At 68.3% G+C, this 23069-nt stretch carries 22 protein-coding genes and 1 tRNA gene; 8 read left to right on the top strand and 15 right to left on the bottom strand.

Annotated features, from left to right (window positions below; all coding sequences use genetic code 11):
* Nucleotides 1-16: 16 nt before the first annotated feature.
* Complete coding sequence (nth, locus tag QTI17_RS05670; RefSeq protein ID WP_286531677.1) at nucleotides 17-655, bottom strand: endonuclease III; 639 nt, start codon at nucleotides 653-655, stop codon at nucleotides 17-19.
* A 63-nt stretch (nucleotides 656-718) separates the two neighbouring features.
* On the opposite strand from nth, the gene QTI17_RS05675 reads away from it, so the two are divergent.
* Nucleotides 719-1906 (top strand): aminotransferase-like domain-containing protein, encoded by a 1188-nt coding sequence (locus tag QTI17_RS05675; protein WP_286531678.1) that lies wholly within the window; start codon nucleotides 719-721, stop codon nucleotides 1904-1906.
* A gap of 74 nt (nucleotides 1907-1980) precedes the next feature.
* Here QTI17_RS05675 and QTI17_RS05680 read toward each other — a convergent pair whose 3' ends face one another.
* From QTI17_RS05680 to mfd, 10 genes are all read right to left on the bottom strand, one after another.
* A complete protein-coding gene (locus tag QTI17_RS05680; protein WP_286531680.1) occupies nucleotides 1981-2292 on the bottom strand; it encodes a HigA family addiction module antitoxin in 312 nt (103 codons plus the stop codon).
* A gap of 63 nt (nucleotides 2293-2355) precedes the next feature.
* Nucleotides 2356-2490 carry a type II toxin-antitoxin system RelE/ParE family toxin gene (locus QTI17_RS05685; protein WP_286531682.1) on the bottom strand — a complete coding sequence of 45 codons (135 nt, stop codon included), beginning with the start codon at nucleotides 2488-2490 and terminating at the stop codon, nucleotides 2356-2358.
* Between the two features lie 43 nt (nucleotides 2491-2533).
* Nucleotides 2534-3280 (bottom strand): hypothetical protein, encoded by a 747-nt coding sequence (locus QTI17_RS05690; RefSeq protein ID WP_286531683.1) that lies wholly within the window; start codon nucleotides 3278-3280, stop codon nucleotides 2534-2536.
* The gene (locus tag QTI17_RS05695; RefSeq protein WP_286531684.1) at nucleotides 3280-4791 is read right to left on the bottom strand and encodes an alkaline phosphatase; all 1512 of its coding nucleotides are present in this window, start codon (nucleotides 4789-4791) and stop codon (nucleotides 3280-3282) included. Before QTI17_RS05695 ends, QTI17_RS05690 begins: the two co-directional genes overlap by 1 nt.
* A gap of 31 nt (nucleotides 4792-4822) precedes the next feature.
* Nucleotides 4823-6313, bottom strand: a complete 1491-nt coding sequence (locus tag QTI17_RS05700; protein WP_286531685.1) for an alkaline phosphatase — start codon at nucleotides 6311-6313, stop codon at nucleotides 4823-4825.
* A gap of 120 nt (nucleotides 6314-6433) precedes the next feature.
* Complete coding sequence (locus tag QTI17_RS05705; protein ID WP_286531687.1) at nucleotides 6434-7675, bottom strand: cystathionine gamma-synthase family protein; 1242 nt, start codon at nucleotides 7673-7675, stop codon at nucleotides 6434-6436.
* A 5-nt stretch (nucleotides 7676-7680) separates the two neighbouring features.
* The gene (gene serB / locus QTI17_RS05710) at nucleotides 7681-8394 is read right to left on the bottom strand and encodes a phosphoserine phosphatase SerB (RefSeq protein ID WP_286531688.1); all 714 of its coding nucleotides are present in this window, start codon (nucleotides 8392-8394) and stop codon (nucleotides 7681-7683) included.
* Nucleotides 8395-8406: 12 nt separating this feature from the next.
* On the bottom strand, nucleotides 8407-8841 hold the full coding sequence (locus QTI17_RS05715; protein ID WP_286531689.1) for a type II toxin-antitoxin system VapC family toxin: 435 nt from the start codon (nucleotides 8839-8841) through the stop codon (nucleotides 8407-8409).
* On the bottom strand, nucleotides 8838-9107 hold the full coding sequence (locus QTI17_RS05720; RefSeq protein WP_286531690.1) for an antitoxin: 270 nt from the start codon (nucleotides 9105-9107) through the stop codon (nucleotides 8838-8840). Before QTI17_RS05720 ends, QTI17_RS05715 begins: the two co-directional genes overlap by 4 nt.
* Before the next feature lie 14 nt (nucleotides 9108-9121).
* Nucleotides 9122-12619 carry a transcription-repair coupling factor gene (gene mfd, locus QTI17_RS05725; protein WP_286531692.1) on the bottom strand — a complete coding sequence of 1166 codons (3498 nt, stop codon included), beginning with the start codon at nucleotides 12617-12619 and terminating at the stop codon, nucleotides 9122-9124.
* A gap of 105 nt (nucleotides 12620-12724) precedes the next feature.
* Between mfd and ispD the strand changes: the two genes are divergently transcribed.
* The 3 genes from ispD to QTI17_RS05740 all read left to right on the top strand — a co-directional run bounded on the left by ispD (nucleotide 12725) and on the right by QTI17_RS05740 (nucleotide 14687).
* A complete protein-coding gene (gene ispD, locus QTI17_RS05730; protein WP_286531693.1) occupies nucleotides 12725-13435 on the top strand; it encodes a 2-C-methyl-D-erythritol 4-phosphate cytidylyltransferase in 711 nt (236 codons plus the stop codon).
* Nucleotides 13432-13938 carry a 2-C-methyl-D-erythritol 2,4-cyclodiphosphate synthase gene (ispF, locus tag QTI17_RS05735; protein ID WP_286531694.1) on the top strand — a complete coding sequence of 169 codons (507 nt, stop codon included), beginning with the start codon at nucleotides 13432-13434 and terminating at the stop codon, nucleotides 13936-13938. Before ispD ends, ispF begins: the two co-directional genes overlap by 4 nt.
* Nucleotides 13939-14027: 89 nt before the next feature.
* On the top strand, nucleotides 14028-14687 hold the full coding sequence (locus tag QTI17_RS05740) for a hemerythrin domain-containing protein (RefSeq protein WP_286531695.1): 660 nt from the start codon (nucleotides 14028-14030) through the stop codon (nucleotides 14685-14687).
* A gap of 18 nt (nucleotides 14688-14705) precedes the next feature.
* Here the strand turns inward: QTI17_RS05740 and QTI17_RS05745 are convergent, their stop codons facing one another.
* A complete protein-coding gene (locus QTI17_RS05745) occupies nucleotides 14706-16205 on the bottom strand; it encodes a sensor histidine kinase family protein (protein ID WP_436411608.1) in 1500 nt (499 codons plus the stop codon).
* A 13-nt stretch (nucleotides 16206-16218) separates the two neighbouring features.
* Nucleotides 16219-16950: an osmolarity response regulator transcription factor OmpR gene (ompR, locus tag QTI17_RS05750; RefSeq protein WP_028250078.1), complete on the bottom strand. Its 732-nt coding sequence runs from the start codon at nucleotides 16948-16950 to the stop codon at nucleotides 16219-16221.
* 172 nt (nucleotides 16951-17122) lie between these two features.
* Between ompR and QTI17_RS05755 the strand changes: the two genes are divergently transcribed.
* Both QTI17_RS05755 and QTI17_RS05760 read left to right on the top strand, forming a co-directional pair.
* Nucleotides 17123-17419 (top strand): hypothetical protein, encoded by a 297-nt coding sequence (locus QTI17_RS05755; RefSeq protein WP_286531696.1) that lies wholly within the window; start codon nucleotides 17123-17125, stop codon nucleotides 17417-17419.
* 63 nt (nucleotides 17420-17482) lie between these two features.
* Nucleotides 17483-18172: an SIMPL domain-containing protein gene (locus QTI17_RS05760; RefSeq protein WP_478139685.1), complete on the top strand. Its 690-nt coding sequence runs from the start codon at nucleotides 17483-17485 to the stop codon at nucleotides 18170-18172.
* A 17-nt stretch (nucleotides 18173-18189) separates the two neighbouring features.
* Here QTI17_RS05760 and QTI17_RS05765 read toward each other — a convergent pair whose 3' ends face one another.
* Nucleotides 18190-18960, bottom strand: coding sequence for a 3-hydroxybutyrate dehydrogenase (locus QTI17_RS05765; RefSeq protein WP_286531697.1), 771 nt, complete (start codon nucleotides 18958-18960; stop codon nucleotides 18190-18192).
* A 252-nt stretch (nucleotides 18961-19212) separates the two neighbouring features.
* Between QTI17_RS05765 and QTI17_RS05770 the strand changes: the two genes are divergently transcribed.
* Nucleotides 19213-21354, top strand: a complete 2142-nt coding sequence (locus QTI17_RS05770; RefSeq protein WP_286532153.1) for a RelA/SpoT family protein — start codon at nucleotides 19213-19215, stop codon at nucleotides 21352-21354.
* Between the two features lie 50 nt (nucleotides 21355-21404).
* Nucleotides 21405-21481, top strand: a tRNA-Val gene (locus QTI17_RS05775).
* A gap of 133 nt (nucleotides 21482-21614) precedes the next feature.
* Here QTI17_RS05775 and gdhA read toward each other — a convergent pair.
* Nucleotides 21615-22958 carry an NADP-specific glutamate dehydrogenase gene (gene gdhA, locus QTI17_RS05780; protein WP_286531698.1) on the bottom strand — a complete coding sequence of 448 codons (1344 nt, stop codon included), beginning with the start codon at nucleotides 22956-22958 and terminating at the stop codon, nucleotides 21615-21617.
* Between the last annotated feature and the right edge of the window lie 111 nt (nucleotides 22959-23069).

Consider the following 23069-nt stretch of genomic DNA (forward strand, 5'->3'; position numbering starts at 1 on the left):
TTTCGCGCTGCCCGCTTCAGGGCGCCGGCGTCTTGGGCTTGTAGTCGCAGTAAGGTGACACGGCGCACTTCCAGCACAGGGGCTTGCGGGCCACGCAGGTGTAGCGTCCGTGCAGGATCAGCCAGTGGTGGGCGTGCAGCCGGTAGGCCTCGGGCACCCGCTTCTCGAGCTTGAGCTCGACCTCGAGCGGCGTCTTGCCGGGGGCCAGCCCGGTGCGGTTGCCGACCCGGAAGATGTGGGTGTCGACCGCGATGGTCGGCTCGCCGAAGGCGACGTTGAGCACCACGTTGGCGGTCTTGCGGCCGACGCCGGGCAGGGCTTCCAGTTCGGCCCGCGTGCGCGGCACTTCGCCTCGGTGCTGTTCGACCAGCATCCGGCAGGCCTCGATCAGGTGTTTCGCCTTGCTCCGATACAGGCCGATGGTCTTGATGTAGCGCTCGAGCCCCTCGACGCCCAGGTCCAGGATCGCCTGCGGCGTATTGGCGACCGGAAACAGCAGGCGGGTGGCCTTGTTGACACCGACGTCGGTGGCCTGGGCGGACAGCAGCACGGCCGCGAGCAGCTCGAAGGGCGTCTTGTATTCGAGTTCGGTCTCGGGGCTCGGATTGGCCGCCTGCAGGGTGGCGAAGAACGGCTCTATGTCTGATTTCTTCATCGTGGCGGGGAGTTTAGGGGGCTGCGACAATCGCTTCCTGCAACTCCTCCCAAGAAGGCTCTCATGCAATTCGCTTCCCGACTCGACAACGTCGAAACCTCCGCCATCCGCGAACTCTTCAAGCTGCTGGGCACGCCCGGCATCATCAGCTTTGCGGGCGGCTTTCCCGACAGCGCGATGTTCGACGTCGAGGGGCTGAAGGAGGCCAGCGCCAAGGCGCTCGCCGAAGAGCCCGGCGGGGCGCTGCAGTATGGCGCCACCGAGGGCTACGAGCCGCTGCGCACGCAGCTGTCGGCCTTCATGAAGACCAAGGGCGTCGAGGTCGACCCGAGCGGCCTGATCGTGACCACCGGCAGCCAGCAGGCGCTCGACCTGCTCGGCAAGACGCTGATCTCGCCCGGCGACAAGGTGATCGTCGAAGGCCCCACCTTTCTCGCGACGATCCAGTGCTTCCGCCTCTACGGCGCGCAGCTCATCAGCGCGCCGGTCGACGCCGACGGCGTGCGCACCGACGAGCTCGAGAAGCTCATCGCCGAACACAAGCCGAAGTTCGTCTACCTGATCCCCACCTTCGGCAATCCCAGCGGCGCGATGCTGAGCCTGGAGCGCCGCCGCAAGGTGATCGAGATGGCGGTGCGCTACCAGACGCTGATCGTCGAGGACGACCCCTATGGCGACCTCTACTTCGACCAGGCGCCGCCGCCCTCGATCATGGCGCTGACCCAGGACGTCCCGGGCAGCCGCGCGCTGGTGGCGCATTGCGGCAGCCTCAGCAAGGTGCTGAGCCCCGGCCTGCGCATCGGCTGGATGATCGGCCCGGCCGAGCTGCTCGCCAAGGCGACCATGTGCAAGCAGTTCAGCGACGCCCACACCAGCACCTTCGCCCAGGCGACCGCCGCGCAGTATCTCAAGAGCGGCCGGATGCCGGCCACGCTGGCCCATGTGCGCGAGGTCTACGCCGAACGTGCACGGGCGATGGGCGAGGCGCTGCGGCGCGAGCTGGGCGACGCCATCACTTTCACGCAGCCGGGCGGCGGGCTGTTCTTCTGGGCCCGCCTGACCGGTGCCGGCGGCAAGGTCGCGGACGCCAACGTGCTCGCCAAGCGGGCGATCGAGAAACTCGTGGCCTTCGTGCCCGGCGCACCCTTCTTCGCCGAGAAGCCGGATGTCGCCACGCTGCGCCTGAGTTTCGCGACCGCCAACGTGGACAAGATCCGCGAGGGCATCGCGCGGCTGGGCAGCGCGCTGTAGATCGACCCGGGCGGGCCTCATTGCAACGGGCGAAAAAAAAGCCCGCTGCTTCGGGGGCGGGCTTTTGGGGGCTCTCAGCCGGCGACCGCGTGCTCGCGCGGGCGGACCTCTTTCTCGATTTGCTTCGCGGCCGCTTTCTCGGCCATCTTGAGGTCGTAGACGCTCTGCATGTTGAGCCACCATTGCGCCGAGCCGCCAAAGTAGCGGGACAGGCGCAGCGCCATCAGGGGGGACACGCCGCGCTTCTCGCGCACGATGTCGTTCACGGTCGGCGCTGCGACGTGCAGTTCCTTTGCGAGCGCGCTGGCGCTCATCTTCAGGGGCTCCAGAAAGTCCTCCCGGAGCGTTTCGCCGGGATGTACCGGACGCATTCCATTCTTGACCATGGCTTCTTGCCTTTCTGCCACACAGGGCGTTCGCATCTTGCGGAATTGCTTTTGCCGCGCGCTTCAATGAGGGTCGTAAATCTTCACTTCTTCGGGACTGTCGCCGTTCCACTTCCAGGCCAGACGCCACTGGTCGTTGATCCTGATGTGCGAGAAGCCATCGTAGTGCTTCAGATCGTTGCCGGGCGGCGAGCCCATGTCGTCGTTGGTGACAGCCGCATCACCCCGTGCGAGTTGGCGGTTAGTCCAGCAAGTCCGAGTAGTCCCCGCGGTCGTAGCCCTTGCTCGCGGCCCAGGGCTCCGGCTTCGGCGCCGGCAGGCGGGTCGCGGTCAGCAGGTAGAACGAGGTGCCGTGCGCATCGCTGCGCTCGATGCGGCGCGGAAACTGGCTCGCCACGTCCCAGTCCACCACGGTCGTGGTCTCGCTCTGCACGCCGCGCCAGCGCTGCACGCCGTCGCGGACCACCCCGACGCGCGTCATGCGCTGCAGCTGGGCCGGCGCGATCAGCCAGTAGGCCGCATCCCACGAGCCGCCGTAGCCGACGTTGCCGTGGTGCGCGCGGTCGACCTCGATGACCCGGTGGGTCTGGTCGAGCACCACCTCCACCAGCTCGCTGCCATCCGACCGGCGCGTGATGCGCAGGGGCGCGCCCTGCGCTTCGTCGTGGGCATGGCCGGCGTGCGGGCCGTGCGCATGCGGATGGCCGTGTCCGAGGCTCGCGCGCAGGCCCTCGGGGAGCTCGCGCTCGGTCCACACGGTGCCGGTGCGCCGGAACATGCGGTTGGTGTAGCGGGTCTCGCGCGTCACGCCGTCGACGCCGACCGAGCGGCTGACATGCGTCACGCGCAGATCGACCGGGGGCGCGGCCTCCACCGCGGCCGTGGTGACGGCGACCGGCGGTGCCGCGGCGGGCTGCGCGGCGGCGCCGCCGGCCAGCAGCGTCGCCAGCAGCGCCAGGGCGCCCAGGGGGTTCGAGTGCCTTGCCATCAGAGACCGGCCGCTTCCTTGACCTTGGAAAACACCCGAGTGTTGTCCATCGTGCCCTTGAAGATCCTGGCGCCGGCGCCGCCCGCGAACAGCATCACGTCGCCGCCGCCATGGGTCTCGGAGCCCGGCGTGCCCAGGTTGATGCCCACTTCCTGCAGGAAGTTGTCCTGCGTGGTATCGACGTTGGTCAGGTCGTCGCGCGTGGCACCGCGCGGCGGCGCAACCCACGGCTTGTTGCCGTCCTCGGCATTGACGTCGCTGCCGACGGTGGCGTTCGGACGCCCGCCGTTGCCGAACACCAGTGTGGTGTAGGGCTTGCCGTCGGAGGCCTTGGCCAGGTCGCCGGTCTGGTAGTCGCGCACCTTGCCCAGGATCGGGTTGTTGATCTTGCTGTAGCCGTTGAAGGCGATCGCGTGGTCGTGGTCGGCCGTGACGACCACCAGCGTGTTCTTCAGGCCCGGGTCCTTCTTCTCCATGAAGGCCAGCGCGGTGTCGATGGCGCGGTCCAGCGCCAGCGTGTCCTCCAGCGCCCGCTTGGCGTTGCTGCCGTGCAGTGCATGGTCGATGCGGCCGCCTTCGACCATCAGGAAGAAGCCCTTGTCGTTGCGGCTGAGCACCTGCAGCGCCTTCTCTGTCATCTGCGACAGGCTGGGCTGGTCGAGGTTCTGGTTCACGCGGTCGAGTTCGTAGGCCATCTCGCTGGCCGAGAACAGGCCCAGCAGCTTGGTCGTCGCAGTGGTGTCGAGCGCGGCCAGCTTGCTGCCGGTGTCGACGTAGGTGTAGCCCTTGACCTCCATCGCCGTCACCAGGTTGACGTTGTCGGTGCGCTTGCTGGCCGCGTAGGTCGACTTCGGCAGGTAGTTGCGCTGGCCGCCGCCCAGCAGCACGTCGACGCCGTCCTTCAGCGCCGCGTTGTAGCGCGCATGACCTGGCACCGACTGCTCGGCGATCGTGTTGTAGGCGTTGCGGTTGCAGATGTGCGCATAGGTGGCGGCCGGCGTCGCGTGCCCGACGCGGGTGGTGGAGACCGCCCCGACAGAGCGCCCCTGGGCCTTCGCCATTTCCAGCAGCGTGGCGGCGGGCTTGCCGTTGGTCGCGCTGCAGGTGGTGTCTTCGCCGCTGATGTACTGCGAGCCATCGGGTGCGTAGGCCGCGGTGTCTTCCGACATCGAGATGACTTCGTTGTTCATCTTCACGCCGGTCATGTAGGCGGCCATCGAGGGCGCGCTGTCGGTGGTCTGGCCGTCCTTCGAGAAGGTCTTGACGCGGGCAGCGTAGCCGAGCGACTGCATCGTCAGCTTGGCGCGTTCGGCCGAGACCAGCGAGCCGGGCTGGGCCGCCAGCTGCTTCTCGCCCTTGTAGATGCGCGCGGCGGTCACGGTCACGGGGCCCATGCCGTCGCCGAGGAAGAAGATCACGTTCTTCGCCTCTCCGGCGGCGTGGGCGCTGCCGCCCAGGCCCGTGAGCGCGAGGGAAACGGCGAGGCTGATGCTTCGAATGGTGGGAGTCATCGATGGATTCCTGATCTGGATGGGTGTGGGCTCAGAGACCGGTGGCGGTCTTGATGAGGCCGAACACGTCGTTGTTGGTGAGCGCGCCCTTGAACGCGTCGGCGCCGACGCCCTTGGCGCCGAGGAAGACGTCGCCGCCGCCATGCGTCTCGCTGGCCAGCGGGACCACGGCTTCCTGCAGGTAGTCCGGGCTCTCGAGCGTGGCGTCGTCGATCGGCCCGCGGGTCGGCAGGCGATTGGGGCCGTTGCCGAAGCCGAGGATCGTGTAGGGGTTGCCGTCGACGTCGGTGGTCGACGCGCCGTTGACATAGCTCTTCACCAGGCCGAGCACGCCGGGCTTGCCGGGCTCGGTCTTGCCGGTGCGCTTGGCATAGCCGTTCATCTGCAGCGAATGGTCGTGGTCGGCCGTGACCACGATCAGCGTGTTCGCGAGGCCCGGGTCGAGCGCTTCCATCTTTTCGAGGGCGGCCTTGATCGCATCGTCGAAAGCCACCGTGTCCTGCAGCGCTCGCCGCGCGTTGGTCGCGTGCAGCGCATGGTCGATGCGCCCGCCCTCGACCATCAGGAAGAAACCCGACTTCTTGGTCGCCAGCGCGTCGATGGCCTTGCCGGTCATTTCCGACAGGCTCGGTTCCTTGGCCGGGTCGCGGTCGAGGTCGTAGCTCATGTGGCTCTTGGTGAACAGGCCGGCGATTCGCGTGCCGTCGACCGGCAGCTTGTCGAACTCGGACTTGTTCGAGGCGAAGCTGTACTTCGCGGCCTGCAGTTCCTTCACCAGGTTGCGCTTGTCGTTGCGAGTGCCGCCGTCTTCCTTGGGCGTGAAGTAGCTGCTGCCGCCGCCGAGGATCACGTCGATGCCCTGGCCCAGCCTGGCGTTGTAGCCGGCGCCGCCGGGCACCAGCGCCGCTGCGATGGTGTTCTCGGCATCGCGGTGGCAGACGTGCGAATAGGTGGTGGCCGGCGTGGCGTGCGTGATGCGGGCCGTGCTGACCACGCCCGTGCCGTAGCCCGCGGCCCCCATCCGCTCGAGCAGGGTCTCGACCGCGACGCCGTTGCCGGTGCCCGGGCAGGTGCTGTCGAAGTTGAGGTGGTAGGCCTTGCCGGCAGCGTCGACGGCCCGGGTCTCGGGCGACATCGAGATGACCTCGTTGTTCATCTTCACGCCGGTCATGTAGGCGGCCATCGAGGGCGCGCTGTCGGTCACCTGGCCATCGTTGGAATAGGTGTGGACGAAGGCCGTCTCGGGCAGCTTGTCCATGGTGAGCTCGCCGTCCTCGCCGACCTGGTAGATGCGCGCGGCGGTCATGGTCGTGATGCCCATGCCGTCGCCCAGGAAGAAGATCACGTTCTTGGCCCGCGGGGCGGGTGCCGGGGCGGCCGGCGCCGGGGTCGTCGTGCCGCCGCCCGTGCCGCCGACTGCGACCGGCAGGCTGCCGCCGTTGCTGCTCCCGCCCCCGCATGCCGTCACCAGCAGGCTCAGGCCCATGCCCAGCAGCGACGGATAGATCACCTTCTTCTTCATTGATGCTCCTCAGATTCGAAAGCACCGGACCCCATGTCCGGCGCCGTGAATGCAGGGGACTCTAGAAAAAGGATGTGACTCGGCCGTGAAACTGACCAATGCCTGACCGGATCGAGGTGATCAGGCCAGCGCCTGTCCGAAATCTGCGATGAGTTCGTCTGCGGCTTCGAGCCCGACCGAGACCCGGACCAGTCCGTCTGCGATCCCCATCTCGGCGCGCACCACGGGGCCTGCTTCCCAGTAGATCGTCGGCGCCACCGGGATCACCAGCGTCCGGTTGTCGCCGAGGCCGGTGGCCTTGATGGCGAGCTGCAGGCGGTCGAGCGCGGCCGGCATGCGGCTGCTGTCGCGCAGTTCGAAAGCCAGCAGCCAGGACCCGGCCTGGAAGTGTTTCGTCGCCAGCGCATGCTGCGGATGGCTTGCGAGCATCGGGTAGTGCACCCTGGCGACCGCCGCATGGACTTCGAGAAAGCGCGCCAGCGCCAGCGCGGTCGCGCTGGTCTGCGCCACCCGCAGCGCCAGCGTCTCGGCACCCAGGCTGATGCGGTGGGCCTGCTCGGGTGCCAGGGTGCCGCCCATGTCGCGCAACCCCTTCTTGCGGATCTGCTGCAGTCCCCATTGCCGGGGGTCGAGCCCGCGGTAGCTGGCGGCGATGTTGGGATAGGCCTGCCAGTCGAACTCGCCCGTGTCCGTGACCGCGCCGCCCAGCGCCGCCCCGTGGCCGGCGATGGTCTTGGTCAGCGAGTTCACGACCAGCCCGGCGCCGACGCTGCGCGGCTGGAACAGGGCGGGGGAGGTGATCGTGTTGTCCACCACGTAGAGCAGTCCGCGCTCGCGGCACAAGGCGCCGATCGCCTCGAGGTCGGGGACCTGGGTGCCGGGGTTGGCGATGGTCTCGACGAACACCATGCGCGTCTGCGGCCGCAGGGCGTCGCGCACGCGGTCGACCGAGCCCGCATCGACCTTGTCGACCGCCACGCCCAGTCCGGCCAGCGTGCCGAACAGGCTGTTGGTGTTGCCGAACACGAAATGGCTCGAGACGACGTGGTCGCCGGCGCGCAGCAAGGTGAGGAAGACCGCGCTCAGCGCCGCCATGCCGCTGGAGAAGCAGATGCTGCCGAGCCCTTGCTCGAGCTGCGTCAGCTTGGCTTCGAGCGCGGCGGTGGTCGGTGTGCCCTGGCGGGCATAGCTGAAGCTGTTCTTGAGCGTGCCCTGGAAGACGCCGATCAGGTCTTCGGTGCGCTCGTAGCCGTACTGCACCGAGGTGTGGATCGGCTTGTGGATCGCGCCGTGCTCGACACCGCCGCGGCGGTCGCTGTGCAGGGTCGCGGAGACGGGCGGCGGGCGCTTGTCGTCGGCCATGGGGCTCACCGGAGCACTTCGAGCAGGCGGTCGAGCCCGCCTTCGTTGATCGCCACCATCGCCTGTTCGCGCACCAGCGGCTTCGCATGGAAGGCCACCGAGAGGCCGGCTTCGCCCATCATCGGCAGGTCGTTGGCGCCGTCGCCGACGGCGATCGTCTCGGCCGCCGAGATGCCCAGCAGCGAGGCCACCTCGAGCAGGGTGCGGCGCTTCTCGGCGCCATCGCAGATGTCGCCCCAGGACTGCTGCACGACCTCGCCCGTGAGCAGGCCGTCGGCTTCGTCGAGCAAGTTGGAGCGTGCGAAATCGATGCCCAGACTATCCTTCACGCGGTTGGCGAAGAAGGTGAAGCCGCCTGACACCAGCAGCACCTTGAGCCCCGCAGCCTTGCAGGCCAGAACGAGTTGCTCCGCCCCCGGATTGAGCTGCAGGCGCTGGTCGTAGACCTGCTGCAGGGCCGCCACCGGAACGCCCTTCAGCAGCGCCACGCGCCGCCGCAGGCTTTCCTTGAAGTCCTTGATCTCGCCGCGCATCGTGGCCTCGGTGATGGCCGCGACCTCGGCCTTCTTGCCGACCGCATCGGCGATTTCGTCGATGCATTCGATGTTGATCAGGGTCGAATCCATGTCGAACGCGATCAGCTTGAAGTCGGCGAGCGCGAGCGGCGGCGTGAAGCGCTGCACGACGAGGCCGGGGGAGAGTTTTTGGGGGAAGTACATGGAGCAGGTCGCTCAGCGGAGCCAGTTGTCGATTTTCAGATGGGGAACGCGCCGGAACTCGTCTTCGTTGTCGGTAATGAGCGTCGCGTCGAGCGCCAGGGCGTGGGCCGCGATCAGCATGTCGTTGGGGCCGATCGGCATGCCGCGCAGTTCGAGGTGCGTCCGGACATCGGCGTAGAGCTGCGCCGCCGAAGCCGGAAGATCGCGCACCTCGATCATCGACATCGTCCGCGCGTAGGCCTCGTTCAGGCGGGGCGAGGCTTTGCGCGCCAAGCCGAAGCGCAGTTCGCCATCGACCACCATGCTGGTGCAAACCTCGCCGTCGGGCCGTTCGGCGGCCAGTGCCCGGATCCTGTCGGCCACCTTGCCGGCCGGATGGCGCATCAGGTCGGAGATGATGTTGGTGTCGAGCAGATGCAGCGGCGCAGTGCCGCCCAGCGCGGTCATGGGTCGATGTCGTCCAGCGGCCGCAGCCCGAGGTCCACGTCCGGAAAGTCCTCGTCGAGCGTGTCCATGGTGGCGAGCACGGAGGCCAGGCCGGCCAGCGTGCCTTTCTGCGGCGGACTCACGGCCTCGATCACCAGCGTGTTGCCTTCGCGACGCATCAGGGCCTCGTTGCCCGGCAACTCGAACTCGCGCGGAATCCGTACGGCCTGGTTCGCGCCATTGCGAAACAGCCGGACGTGGCGGGGCGGAGGCAGTGTCGACGACATCCGCTCAGTTTAGCCTATGCCTTTGCATATGCCAACGCGGCATCCTCGCTGCGCGGTTGGCCCAGGCTGCGCAGCACGTCGCGCACCATCTGCGCCCGCTCCTTGGGCTCCTTCAGCTCGCGCTCGATGCGCAGCTTCTCGTTGCCCGCGAGCTTGATGTGCTTGTTCTTCTGGATCAGGTGGATGATGTTCATCGAGTCGATCGGCGGGTCTTTCTTGAAGGTGATGTGGATCACCCCCGGCGCCGCATCGACCTTGATCACGCCGTAGGGCCGCGCCAGCACGCGCAGCCGGTGCACGTCGATCAGCGTCTGCGCCTGCGGCGGCAGCTTGCCGAAGCGGTCGACGATCTCCTCGAGCAAGGTGTCGATCTGGTCCGGCGTCTTGGCGGTCGCCAGCTTCTTGTAGAAGGACAGCCGCAGGTGGACGTCGCCGCAATAGTCGTCGGGCAGCAGGGCCGGCGCATGCAGGTTGATCTCGGTCGTGACCGACAGCGGCGCCAGCAGGTCGGGCTCCTGCCCGGCCTTCAGCGAGCGCACCGCCTCGGCCAGCATCTCGTTGTAGAGCTGGAAGCCGATCTCCATCATGTTGCCGCTCTGGTTCTCGCCCAGCACCTCGCCGGCGCCGCGGATCTCCAGGTCGTGCATCGCGAGGTAGAAGCCCGAGCCCAGCTCTTCCATCTGCTGGATCGCGTCGAGCCGCTGCGCCGCCTGCTTGGTCAGGCCCTCGATGTCCGGCACCATCAGGTAGGCATAGGCCTGGTGATGGCTGCGGCCGACCCGGCCGCGCAGCTGGTGCAGCTGCGCCAGGCCGAACTTGTCGGCGCGGCTCATCACGATGGTGTTGGCGGTCGGCACGTCGATGCCGGTCTCGATGATGGTCGAGCACAGGAGGAGGTTGTAGCGCTGGGCCACGAAGTCGCGCATGACGCGCTCGAGCTCGCGCTCGGGCATCTGGCCATGGGCCACCGCGATCCGCGCCTCGGGCAGGATCTGCTCCAGCTTCTGGCGCCGGTTCTCGATCGTCTCGACCTCGTTGTGCAGGAAGTAGACCTGGCCGCCGCGCTTCAACTCGCGCAGCACCGCCTCGCGGATCACGCCAGTGCCCTCGTTGCGGACGAAGGTCTTGATCGCCAGCCGCCGCTGCGGCGCGGTGGCGATCACGCTCAGGTCGCGCAGGCCTTCGAGCGCCATGCCCAGCGTGCGCGGGATCGGCGTGGCGGTCAGCGTCAGCACGTCGACCTCGGCCCGCATCGCCTTCATCGCCTCCTTGTGGCGGACGCCGAAGCGGTGCTCCTCGTCGATGATCAACAGCCCCAGGTTCTTGAACTTGACCGACTGCGACAGCAGCTTGTGCGTGCCCACCACGATGTCCACGCTGCCGTCGGCGAGTCCCTTCGCAGCCGCGGTGATCTCCTTGGGGGAGCGGAAGCGGCTCATCTCGGCGACCTTGACCGGCCACTTGGCGAAGCGGTCGACCAGCGTCTGGTAGTGCTGCTCGGCCAGGAGGGTGGTCGGCGCCAGGAAGGCGACCTGCTTGCCGCCGGTCACGGCCACGAAGGCGGCCCGCAGGGCGACCTCGGTCTTGCCGAAGCCGACGTCGCCGCAGACCAGACGGTCCATCGGCTGCGGCGAGATCATGTCCTGGATCACCGCATGGATCGCGGCCTTCTGGTCGGCGGTCTCGTCGAAGCCGAAGTCGTTGGCGAAGACCTCGTAGTCGGCGGCCGAGAAGCGGAAGGCGTAGCCCTCGCGCGCGGCGCGCCGGGCATAGATGTTGAGCAGTTCGGCGGCCGAGTCGCGCACCTGCTCGGCGGCGCGGCGCTTGGCTTTCTCCCACTGGCCCGAGCCCAGCTTGTGCAGCGGCGCCTCGTCGGCGCTGACGCCGGTGTAGCGGCTCACCAGGTGCAGCTGCGACACCGGGACGTAGAGCGTGGCCTTGTCGGCGTACTCCAGGTGCAGCATCTCCTGCAGCAGCGGCTTGCCCTCGGCGTCCTTGCCCTGGCCCAGGTCCATGTTGACCAGTCCGCGGTAGCGGCCGATGCCGTGGGCCGAATGCACCACCGGGTCGCCGATCGCGAGCTCGCTCAAGTCCTTGATCAGCGCCTCGACGTCGCTGACCTGCTCCTGCTTCTTGTTGCGCCGGCGGGTGGCCGGCGCGGTCGCGAAGAGCTCGGTCTCGGTGACGAAGTCGATGCCCTGTTCGCGCCAGGCGAAGCCGGCCACCAGGGCCGCGGTGGCGATGCCGATCTTCTCGTCGGGCTGGGCCTCGAACTCGGCCAGCGAGTCGAAGGCCGGCGGCCCGACGCCGCTGGCGCGCAGGAAATCGAGCAGGCTCTCGCGCCGCCCGTCGCTCTCGGCGATCACCAGCACGCGGTGCGGCGTGCTGCGGATGTGTTCCTTGAGCTTGACCAGCGGGTCGTCCGCGCCGCGCACGACGGCGAAGGGCGGCAGGACATCGAACTCGGCGTAGGGCGGTGCATCGGCGTCGGCTTCGCCGCGGATCGCCAGCTGCGGGTGCGGCTTGGCCCGCTGGTAGAACTGCTCGGCGTTCAGGAACAGCGCCTGGGGCGGCAGCGCAGGCCGTTCGGGATCGCCTTGCACCAGGCGGTAGCGCTCGCCCGTGTCCTGCCAGAAATGCTGGAAGGCCGGCTCCAGGTCGCCGTGCAGCACCACCGTGGCGTCGGGCCCCAGGTAGTCGAAGACGGTCGCGGTCTCTTCGAAGAAGAGCGGCAGGTAGTACTCGATGCCGGCGGTGGCGACGCCGTTGCCCATGTCCTTGTAGATCCGGCTGCGGGTCGGATCGCCTTCGAGCAACTCGCGCCAGCGGCTGCGAAAGCGCGCCCGGGCGTCGTCGTCCATCGGGAATTCGCGGCCCGGCAGCAGCCGCACTTCGGGCACCGGGTAGAGGCTTCGCTGGGTGTCGGGGTCGAAGGTGCGGATCGAGTCGATCTCGTCGTCGAACAGGTCGACCCGGAATGGCACCGGCGAGCCCATCGGGAACAGGTCGATCAGGCCGCCGCGCACCGCGTACTCGCCCGGGCTCACGACCTGCGTCACGTGGGTGTAGCCGGCGAGGGTGAGCTGGGCCTTGAGCTTCGAGTCCTGCAGCTTCTGCCCGCTCTTGAACTGGAAGGTGTAGCCGGCGAGAAAGGCCGGCGGCGCCAGCCGGTAGAGCGCGGTGGTGGCGGGCACCAGCACGACGTCGGCTTCTTTCTGGCTGATGCGCCAGAGCGTCGCGAGCCGTTCGCTGATCAGGTCCTGGTGCGGCGAGAAGCTGTCGTAGGGCAGGGTCTCCCAGTCGGGGAACAGGGCGCAGCGCAGTTCGGGCGCGAAGAAGGCGATCTCGTCGATCAGGCGCTGGGCGTCGTTGGCATCGGCGGTGAAGACGGCGGTGGCCCGGCCGGCCGCTTTTTCGCGCTCGGCCAGTTGCGCCAGCATCAGCGCATCGGCCGACAGCGGAGGGCGCGGCAGCGTGAAGCGCTTGCCCGCGGTGAGATGGGGTAGGTCCATGAAGTGCCCGGGAAATGCACAACACCCCGCGCCGGCCGGCGAGGGGTGTGCAGGGGGTCGATTCTAGAATGGCTGTCCTTTTGCCGCTGGCCGCCCTTGCTCTCCATGTCCGCCTCCCGCTTTTTCGTCCTGATTCCCTGCGCCGGTTCCGGCAGCCGTGCCGGCAGCGCCGGCCCCAAGCAGTACCGGCGGATCGCCGGCCGGCCGATGGTCGAGCACACGCTGGAGGCGTTTCGCGCGCTGGCCGGGACATTCGCCGGCCTGGCGCTGGTGGTGGCGCCCGACGATGCCGATGTCGGCAGCGCACTGCCGCGCTTCCCGGCCGCCGGCGAGCACCTGCTGCGGGTCGGCGGCGCCAGCCGCGCCGCCACCGTGCGCAACGGCCTGCGCGCGCTGCGGCAGCTGGGCGCAGGCCCGCACGACTGGGCGCTGGTGCACGACGCCGCGCGCTGCCTGGTCACGCCCAGCCAGATCGAGGCCCTGATCGCGGCCTGCGAGCATGACGCGGTCGGCGGCCTGCTGGCCCATCGGCTGGCGGACACGCTCAAGGTCGCCACCCCCGAGGGCCGGGTCGCGAGCACGCCGACCCGGGCCGACAAGTGGCTGGCCCAGACGCCGCAGATGTTCCGCATCGGGATGCTGCTCGACGCGCTGGAGCGCAGCGGCGACGCGGTCACCGACGAGGCCAGCGCGATCGAGGCCGTGGGCCTGGCGCCATTGCTGGTGCCGGGGAGCGCGCAGAACTTCAAGCTCACCTATGCCGAGGACTTCGCGCTGGCCGAGGCGATCCTGCAGAGCCGCAGGAGCCGCCCATGAGCGGGTGCGACATCCGCGTCGGCGAAGGCTGGGACGTGCACCAGCTGGTGGCCGGCCGCAAGCTGATCCTCGGCGGTGTCGAGGTGCCCCATGCCACGGGGCTGCTGGGCCATTCCGACGCCGATGTGCTGCTGCATGCGATCACCGATGCGCTGCTCGGTGCGGCCGGCCTCGGCGACATCGGGCGCCATTTCCCCGACACCGATCCGCAGTTCAGGGGCGCCGACTCGTCGGTGCTGCTGGCCGAGGCGGCGCGCCGCGTCCGGGCCGCCGGCTGGCAGATCGGCAACGTCGACAGCACTGTGATCGCCCAGGCGCCGAAGCTGGCGCCGCACATCCCGGCGATGTGCCAGCGCATCGCGGCGACGCTCGGCCTGGCGGTCGAGCAGGTCAACGTCAAGGCCAAGACGGCCGAGAAGCTCGGTCCGGTGGGCGAGGGCAGGGCGATGGAAGCGCGCGCCGTGGCGCTGCTGCGTCGAGGGGTCGGCAGCGCAGCGCCTTGACATGGCGCAAGGCAGGCGGCGGGCTTTGCAGCGAACATGTCATCGGGGCCAAGGCCCCGGCTGCACCGCAGCGTGTGGAGGAGCCCCTCATGACGCATGTCACCGTCGACATCATCCTGCGTGAACACAGAGCGCTCTCGGCGATGCTGCGGGCGATTCTCCTGCTGCTCGGGGAGCATCGGCGCCGGAACACGGTCCCCGACCTCGCCGCCTTGGAGGCCATGGTCTTCTACATCGGCGAATTTCCCGAGAAGCTCCACCACCCCAAGGAAAGCCGGCTGTTGTTCCCCAGGCTGCGCGGGCGCGACGACAAGCTGGACGCCGTCCTCGATCGCCTCGATCGAGACCATGCGAGCGGCGGACATGCGTTGCGCGAGATCGAGCACGCGCTGCTCGGCATCCAGGTCCTGGGCGATCCCGCGGGGCGCAACGCCGGCTGGGAGGCGTTCGAAGCTGCCATGCGCCAGTACGCCCTCGCCTACCTGGAGCACATGCATGTCGAGGAGACGGAGGTCCTGCCGCTGGCGGAGGCCGTACTCGGCGCGGCAGACTGGGCCGAACTCGACGCGGCGTTCGGCGCGAACCGCGACCCGATGACCGGCTACGAGGCCGACGAGGCCTACCGGCCGCTCTTCAGGAGGATCGTCGGCGCGCTGGAAAAATCGGGCGGCATCGGTTCGGCGCTCGAAGCTTTCGCCGGCACCGCGCAGCCGAAGTTTTCCGAAGAACATCGCCCGCACGGGGGCTGAGCGAGCCTGGCGCCCTCGCTAGGCCTTGTTCGACGGTCCCGCCGCGGGCGCCGGCTTGTCCTTGGCTGCCAGGGGATCGATCTTGATCGATGCCGCGCGCGGCATCCGGATGTGGGCCGCCAGCCCGCGCCCCGGCGTGCTGGTCAGTGCGAAGGTCCCGCCCATGCGCTCGATGTTCTTGGTCACGATCGACAGCCCCAGCCCGGCCCCGGCCGCCGAGGTGCGGGCCACGTCGCCGCGGAAGAAGGGCTTGCTGAGCTGAGACAGCATCGAGGCCGCGACCCCGGCCCCATGGTCGCGCACCTTGATCAGGACCGCGTCGTTGTGGGCCTGGGCCTGGATCGTGATGTCGGCCACGCCGGTGGAGGGCGTCTTGCCATAGCGGCGCGCGTTCTCCACCAGGTTGGAGATCACCCGCTGCAGTTCGACCTCGTCGGCCATCACCCGCAGGTCGGCCGGCACGTCGACCGTGATCTTGATGTCCTCGTGGTCCTGGACCGCGTAGGTGCAGGCGTCGATCACGTCGCGCAGCAGCACCGGGCGGAAATCGACGTGGTCGGGCCGGGCGTAGTCGAGGAACTTGTCGATGATGGCGTCGAGCTGGGCGATGTCCGCCGCCATGTGGTCGCGCGCGTCCTCGTCGGCCACGCTCATCTCGGTTTCGAGGCGCAGGCGCGCCAGCGGCGTGCGCAGGTCGTGCGAGATGCCGGCCAGCATCACGGCGCGGTCCTGCTCGATCTTGGCCAGCTGGTCGGCCATCCGGTTGAAGCCCACGTTGACCGCCCGGATCTCGTTGGTGCGGGCTCGCTCGTCCAGCCGGTGGGCCTCGTACTCGCCCTCGCGCACCTGCAGCGTGGCCTGCGACAGCTGCTTCAGCGGCCGATTGATCAGCCGCGTGATCAGCGCCGCGCCGGCCAGCGACAGCGCCATCGTGGTGGCCAGCCAGATCATCCAGGTGCGCCGGTCGAGACGGCTGAAACGGGTCGGGTCGACCAGCAGCCAGTAGGTGTCGCTCTCGATCGTGAAGCCGACCCAGAGGCCCGGCTCGTCGTTGACCCGGCTCGCGACCGTGGTGCCCTCGCCCAGCCGCGCGATCAGCTCTTCGGTCACGCGCTGGTCGAGCGCGCCGCTGGTGTAGGGCAGGAAGCGGTCGCCCGGCTCGCGCGGGAGGATGCGCACGCCCTCCTGGTCGGCCAGCGTCTTGATCAGCGAGACCCGGGTGATGGCATCGGAATAGACCAGCGCCGCCCGCGTCAGATTGACAAGGGAAGCGATCTGGTGCGCCGTCTGGATCGCGCGCGGCTCGTATTCGAGCGCCCGGAAGGTCTGCAGCCAGGCCACCGTGCAGCCGACCAGCAGCAGCACCAGCAGGAAGAAAGTGCGCCAGAAAAGGCTGAGGCCCAGGTGCAGCCGTTTCCGGCGGCGGCGCGAGCCGATGCTTCCCAGCGGGCTCGGCAGCGTGCCCTGGGTGCTGTCCTCGAGCGGGCTGGGCTGGGTGGTCTGAGGCCCGATGGCCACGTCCGTCAGCGCTTCAGGTCGTGCCGTCCGGCACGAACACGTAGCCGACGCCCCAGACGGTCTGGATGTAGCGCGGCGCCGCGGCGTCGGACTCGACCAGCTTGCGCAGCCGCGAGATCTGCACGTCCAGGCTGCGGTCGAAGGGCTCGAATTCGCGGCCACGCGCCAGCTGGGCCAGTTTTTCGCGCGACAGGGGCTGCCGCGGATGACGCACCAGCGCCTTCAGCATCGCGAACTCGCCGGTGGTCAGCGACAGCTCTTCGCCATCCTTCTTGAGGGTGCGCGAGCCGAGGTCGAAGCTGAAAGGCCCGAAGTTGACGGTCTCGTTGTCGGTCGACGGCGCGCCGGGCGCCTCCAGCGGGGGCCGCCGACGCAGCACCGCATGGACCCGGGCCAGCAACTCGCGCGGGTTGAAGGGCTTGCCGAGGTAGTCGTCGGCGCCGACCTCGAGGCCGACGATGCGGTCGACGTCCTCGCCCTTGGCCGTCAGCATGATGATCGGGGTGCGGTCATTGGCCGCGCGCAGGCGGCGGCACACCGAGAGGCCGTCTTCACCCGGCATCATGAGGTCGAGCACGATCAGGTCGACCGTGTCGCGCAGCAGGATGCGGTTGAGCGCCTTGCCGTCCTCGGCAACGATGACCTCGAATCCTTCCTGGGTGAGGTAGCGGCGGAGCAGGTCGCGGATGCGTGCGTCGTCGTCGACGATCACGATCTTGTCTGTGCGGGCGGGAGCTTGATTCATTTTCACAACGCCGAATTTGTAACAACGCCAATTCTGAAGCCGTTGCGGGCTCATTGGCCCGCTTTAGGGTAGGTGTTGACACTAAGTTACAAAACTTGCGGCCGCTAGCGCGTGAGACGTCTGCGCCTTGCAAGGCGATGGCACAGTGACCTTGTCGTCACAATTTGCCGCCATGAAATCCACGCTTGTCATGTTGTCGTTGTTGGTTGCCACGTCGGGCTTGCCGGCCTGGGCCGGGCCGCCGGGTTTGCTGGCGGTGGGCGGTGCGACCGGCGGGGAAGGGCGCGGCGCCGGCGCCGGTCGGCGTCTGACGCCCGCCGAGCTCGCCCAGTTGAGGCAGCAGGTGCGCCAGCAATGGGCGCCGAAGCAGAATCTCGCGCAGTCGGCTGGAGCGCCTTCGGGCGGGCGCATGATGCCGGACGCGCCGTCTCCCGGCGCGTTGCCCGCTCCGCGCAGCCAGCAGCCCTGAGCCGCGGCCCGCGCGGGCCTTTTCGTTTTCCAAGGAATTGCCGACTTGAACAATCTCAAATCGATGGCGGCCTGTGCCGTCTGGATGGCTGCCGGCGTTGCCGCGGCCCAGACCGTGTCGATCGCACCGCCGCAGAACGTGCTCCAGCTGTCCGCCAACTCGACGGTCGAGGTCCAGCAGGACCTGCTCTCGATGACGCTCAGCACCACCCGCGAAGCCGCTGACGCGGCGACCGTCCAGACGCAGTTGCGCACCGCGCTCGATGCCGCGCTGGTCGAGGCGCGCAAGAGCGCCCAGCCCGGCCAGCTCGACGTCCGGACCGGCAACTTCAACCTGGCGCCGCGCTACAGCCGCGAAGGCAAGATGACCGGCTGGCGGGGTACCGCGTCGCTGGTGCTCGAAGGGCGCGACTTCCCGCGCATCACCCAGACCGCCGGCCGCATCAGCACGCTGTCGATCGCCAACGTCGGCTTCGGCCTGAGCCGCGAACAGCAGGCCAAGACCGAGACCGAGGCCCAGTCCGTGGCGATCGACAACTTCAAGCAGCGCGCCGACGAACTCGCCAAGGGCTTCGGCTTCAGCGGCTACACGCTGCGCGAAGTGTCGGTCAACGCCCATCTGGGCGGACCGGTGCAGCCGCGCATGATGGCGATGGAGGCGATGGCCAAGGCCGCCTCCGATGCGCCGGTCCCGATCGAAGCGGGCAAGGCCAACGTGGTGGTCAACGTCTCGGGCTCGGTGCAGCTCAAGTAGGCCGCAAGCAGGCCGCCTTACTGCGCGGTCCAGCCGCCGTCCACCTGCCAGGCGACGCCGCGCACCTGGTCGGCGGCCGGCGAGCACATGAACACCGCCAGCCCGGCCAGCTGTTCGACCGTGGTGAATTGCAGCGAGGGCTGCTTCTCGCCCAGCAGATCGTTCTGCGCCTGGGCCAGTGAAATGCCTTCGCGGGCCGAGCGGTCGTCGATCTGTTTCTGGACCAGCGCGGTCAGCACCCAGCCGGGGCAGATCGCGTTGCAGGTGACGCCGGTGGTGGCGGTCTCGAGCGCCACCGACTTGGTGAAGCCGACGATGCCGTGCTTGGCCGCCACATAGGCCGATTTCTGCGCCGACGCCACCAGCCCGTGCGCCGAGGCGATGTTGATGATGCGGCCCCAGTTGGCCTCGCGCATCGCCGGCACCGCGAGCCGGGTGGTGTGGAAGGCGCTGCTGAGGTTGATCGCGATCACCGCGTCCCAGCGTTCCGCCGGGAAGTCCTCGACCTTCGCGACATGCTGGATGCCGGCATTGTTGACGAGCACGTCGACGCGGCCGAAGCGGCTGGCGGCGAACTTCATCATGTCCTCGATGTCGCCCGCGCGGCTCATGTCGGCGCCGTGATGTTCGACCTTCACGCCCAGCGCGGCGATCTCGGCCTTCGGGCCTTCCGAGTCGCCGAATCCGTTGAGAACGATGTTCGCGCCTTGGCCGGCCAGGGCTTTCGCGATGCCGAGCCCGATGCCACTGGTGGACCCCGTGACAAGCGCGGTTTTGCCTTTGAGCATGATGACAATCTCCGAATGAATTAGGATGCAACGAGCCCATTATCTTCATCGCGATTTAGCCTTTTCCTACATGACCGCGCCCGCCATTTCTCACGTGTCTCGTGAAGCTCGCGGGCCCTTCGTGCGGCCCTTGCTTTCCAGGCGGGGCGCCCCGTGAAGCGCGAGCAATCCAATCTGCACGTGCCGGCGCCGTCGGAATCGCTGGTGGTCGACTACCCGCTGTCGGCCGCCACCGCCGAACGCACGCCGGTGATGGCCAACATGCTGGCGCGTGCGCGCGCCTTCGCCGAGCCCCTGATCGCCGACGAGACGCTGGACACCGGCGAGAACACGCTGGCGCATGCCGATGCCGTGGCTGCGATCGTGCGTGCCATGGGCGGTTCCGAGGCCATGCAGGCGGCCAGCTACCTGGTCTATTCGTGCCAGCACCTGAACCGGCCGCAGGAGGTCATCGCCAAGGTGTTCGGCGAGAACTTCGCTGCGCTGGCGGTCGAGACCACCAAGCTCGTGCATGTGCAGAAGCAGGCCCGCTCGGCGACGGCGAACGCGCAGCCGGAGGCCGCCGGCACCCAGACCGAGAACGTGCGCAAGATGCTGCTGGCGTTCTCGCGCGACCTGCGCGTCGTCATGCTGCGGCTGGCCTCGCGCCTGCAGACCCTGCGCCATGCGGCGGCCAGCAGGCAGCCGCTGCCCGAGAACGTCGCGCGCGAATCGCTGCAGGTGTTCGCGCCGCTGGCCAACCGGCTCGGCATCTGGCAGGTCAAGTGGGAGATCGAGGACCTGTCGTTCCGCTTCCTCGAGCCCGAGACCTACAAGCTGATCGCGCGCCTGCTCGACGAGAAGCGTATCGAGCGCGAAGGCTACGTGGAGCAACTGCGCGCCCGCCTCGAGCGCGACCTGGCGGCCGAGGGCGTCAAGGCCACGGTGCAGGGACGGCCCAAGAACATCTACAGCATCGTCAAGAAGATGCGCGGCAAGTCGCTCGACTTCGCGCAGGTGTTCGACATCATGGCGTTGCGCGTGGTGGTGGCCGACGTCAAGGACTGCTATGCGGCGCTGGCCTGGGTGCACTCCCACTTCCAGCCGATCGACGAAGAGTTCGACGACTACATCGCGCGGCCCAAGCCCAACGGCTACCAGTCGCTGCACACCGTGGTGCGCGAGGTCGTCGGCGGCCATGTGGGCAAGCCGATCGAGATCCAGATCCGCACCGAGCAGATGCACGATCATGCCGAGCATGGCGTGGCCGCGCACTGGGCCTACAAGGAGGCTGGCCACAAGGGCTACGCGGGCGTCTGGGCCAGCGGCGAATACGACGCCAAGATCGCGGTGCTGCGGCAGCTGCTGGCCTGGGAGCGCGATCTCTCGGGAGGCCAGCGCGGCCAGGGCCTGTTCGACGACCGCATCTACGTGCTCACGCCCGACGCCGCGATCGTCGAGCTGCCGCAGGGCGCGACCGCGGTCGATTTCGCCTACACCGTGCACACCAGCCTCGGCCATCGCTGCCGCGGCGCGCGCGTCGACGGCGCGATGGTGCCGCTCAACACGCCGCTGCAGAACGGCCAGACGGTCGAGATCATCGCCGCCAAGGAAGGCGGGCCGTCGCGCGACTGGCTCAATGCCGACCTCGGCTACCTCGTCAGTCATCGGGCGCGCGCCAAGGTGCGCGCCTGGTTCAACGCACAAATCACGCACGAGACCGTCGCGCGCGGCCGCGAGGCGGTCGAGAAGCTGCTGCAGCGCGAGGGCAAGACCGCACTGAAGCTCGACGACCTCGCGTCGCAGCTGGGCTTCAAGTCGGCCGACAACCTGTTCGAGGTCGTCGGCAAGGACGAGTTCTCGTTGCGCAACATCGAGATGCTGCTGCGTCCGCCCGAGCCGCCGCCGGGGCCGGACGACGGCGTCGTCATCAAGAAGGCGCGCGGCAGCGAGCAGTCGGGGCGCGGCGGCGTGCTGGTGGTCGGTGTCTCGTCGCTGATGACGCAGCTCGCCAAGTGCTGCAAGCCGGCGCCGCCGGATGCGATCCGCGGCTTCGTGACCAAGGGCCACGGCGTCAGCGTGCACCGTGCCGATTGCAGCAACTTCCGCACGATGGCGGGGCAGAACAGCGAGCGTGTGATCGATGTGGAGTGGGGCGCGCAGAAGGGCGGCGATGCGGGTTCGGTCTACGCGGTCGACGTGGCGGTCGAGGCGGCCGACCGGCAGGGCCTGCTGCGCGACATCTCGGACGTGCTGGCGCGCGAGAAGATGAACGTCATCGGCGTGCAGACGCAGTCGGTGAAGGGCACGGCGTGGATGACCTTCACGGTCGAGATCGCCGACGTCACGCGGCTCAAGCAGGTGCTCGCGGTGGTCGCCGCGGTGCCCGGTGTGCGTTCTGCGCGACGCCGCTGAAAAAGTGCCTTCAGAAGCCTGCTATACTTCGGCCTCTCGAATACAACCTCAGGCGCGTAGCTCAGCTGGTTAGAGCACCACCTTGACATGGTGGGGGTCGTTGGTTCGAGTCCAATCGCGCCTACCAAATTTCCCCTCTGAGAGTGACCAGCTCTCAGGCCTACGGGGAAATTTCTTTCCTTCCTTTCGACGCCGGTCGGGCTCCATCGATGCGTTTCGCATCGGCCGCATGGGAGCGACCGAGGGCGAGCCTTTGGCTTCTAGATCACGCCTTGCGCCAGCATGGCATCCGCCACCTTCACGAAGCCCGCCACGTTGGCGCCATCGACATAGCTCACCGTGCCATCTTCCCTGCGGCCGTGGCGCAGGCAGTCCTCGTGGATGCTGCGCATGATCGAGCGCAGCCGGCCATCGACTTCCTCGCGCGGCCACGACATGCGCATGGCGTTCTGGCTCATCTCCAGGCCCGAGGTCGCCACGCCGCCGGCGTTGCTCGCCTTGCCGGGCGCGAACAGCACGCCATGGTGCTCGAACAGCGCGATCGCCTCCATCGTGGAGGGCATGTTCGCGCCCTCGGCGACGCAGGTCACGCCGTTCTTCACCAGCATGGCGGCGTCTTCGGCATCGAGCTCGTTCTGCGTCGCGCAGGGCAGCGCGACATCGACCGGCACATGCCACGGGCTGCGACCGGGCAGGAACTGCGCGCCGACCTGCTCGGCATAGTCGCCGACGCGTCCGTAGTGCCGGTTCTTCACCTCCATCAACTGGGCCAGCTTGGCCGGCGTGAAGCCGGCTTCGTCGAAGACGGTGCCGCTCGAATCGGACACCGTGACCACCTTGGCGCCCAGCGCCATCGCCTTCTCGACCGCGAACTGCGCCACGTTGCCCGAGCCGGAAACGCCCACCCGCAGGCCTTCCAGCCCGAGCCCCTTCTGGCGCAGCATTTCCTCGGCGAAGTAGACCGTGCCATAGCCCGTGGCTTCGGGACGCATGAGCGATCCGCCAAAGCTCAGGCCCTTGCCGGTGAAGACGCAGTCGGCGGCGTTGCTGAGCTTCTTCATCATGCCGGCCATGAAGCCGATCTCGCGTGCGCCGACGCCGATGTCGCCGGCCGGAACGTCCCGGTCGGCCCCGATGTGGCGGAACAGCTCGGTCACGAAGGCCTGGCAGAAACGCATGATCTCGCCGGGGCTCTTGCCTTTGGGATCGAAGTCGGAGCCGCCCTTGCCACCGCCCATCGGCAAGGTGGTGAGCGCGTTCTTCAGGGTCTGCTCGAAGGCCAGGAATTTCAGGATCGAGAGATTGACCGAGGGATGGAAGCGCAGCCCGCCCTTGTAGGGGCCGATCGCCGAGCTGTGCTGCACGCGGTAGCCGCGCTGCACCTGGACGTCGCCGCGGTCGTCGACCCAGGACACCCGGAAGATGATGATCCGCTCCGGCTCGACCAGCCGGTCGAGCAGGCCGTGCTCGGCGTAGCCGGGGTGCTTCTCGATGTAGGGCCACAGGCTTTTCATCACTTCGGCGATGGCCTGCAGGTATTCGGGCTGGTCGGGATTGCGCGCCTGGGCGCAGTGCAGGAATTCTTCCAGCGTCTTGTATTTCATTCTCGTGCGCCATTCGGCCTTGGTCAGGGAGCGGCGATTCTGGAGAGGAAGCGCACAGGCGTCTGTGCGATATGCCCTCAAGGATGAAGGGAATTGTCCGGGGAGGGAAAT

The sequence above is a fragment of the Variovorax sp. J31P179 genome (assembly GCF_030316985.1).
In the GTDB taxonomy this organism is placed as follows: domain Bacteria; phylum Pseudomonadota; class Gammaproteobacteria; order Burkholderiales; family Burkholderiaceae_C; genus Variovorax; species Variovorax ginsengisoli_B.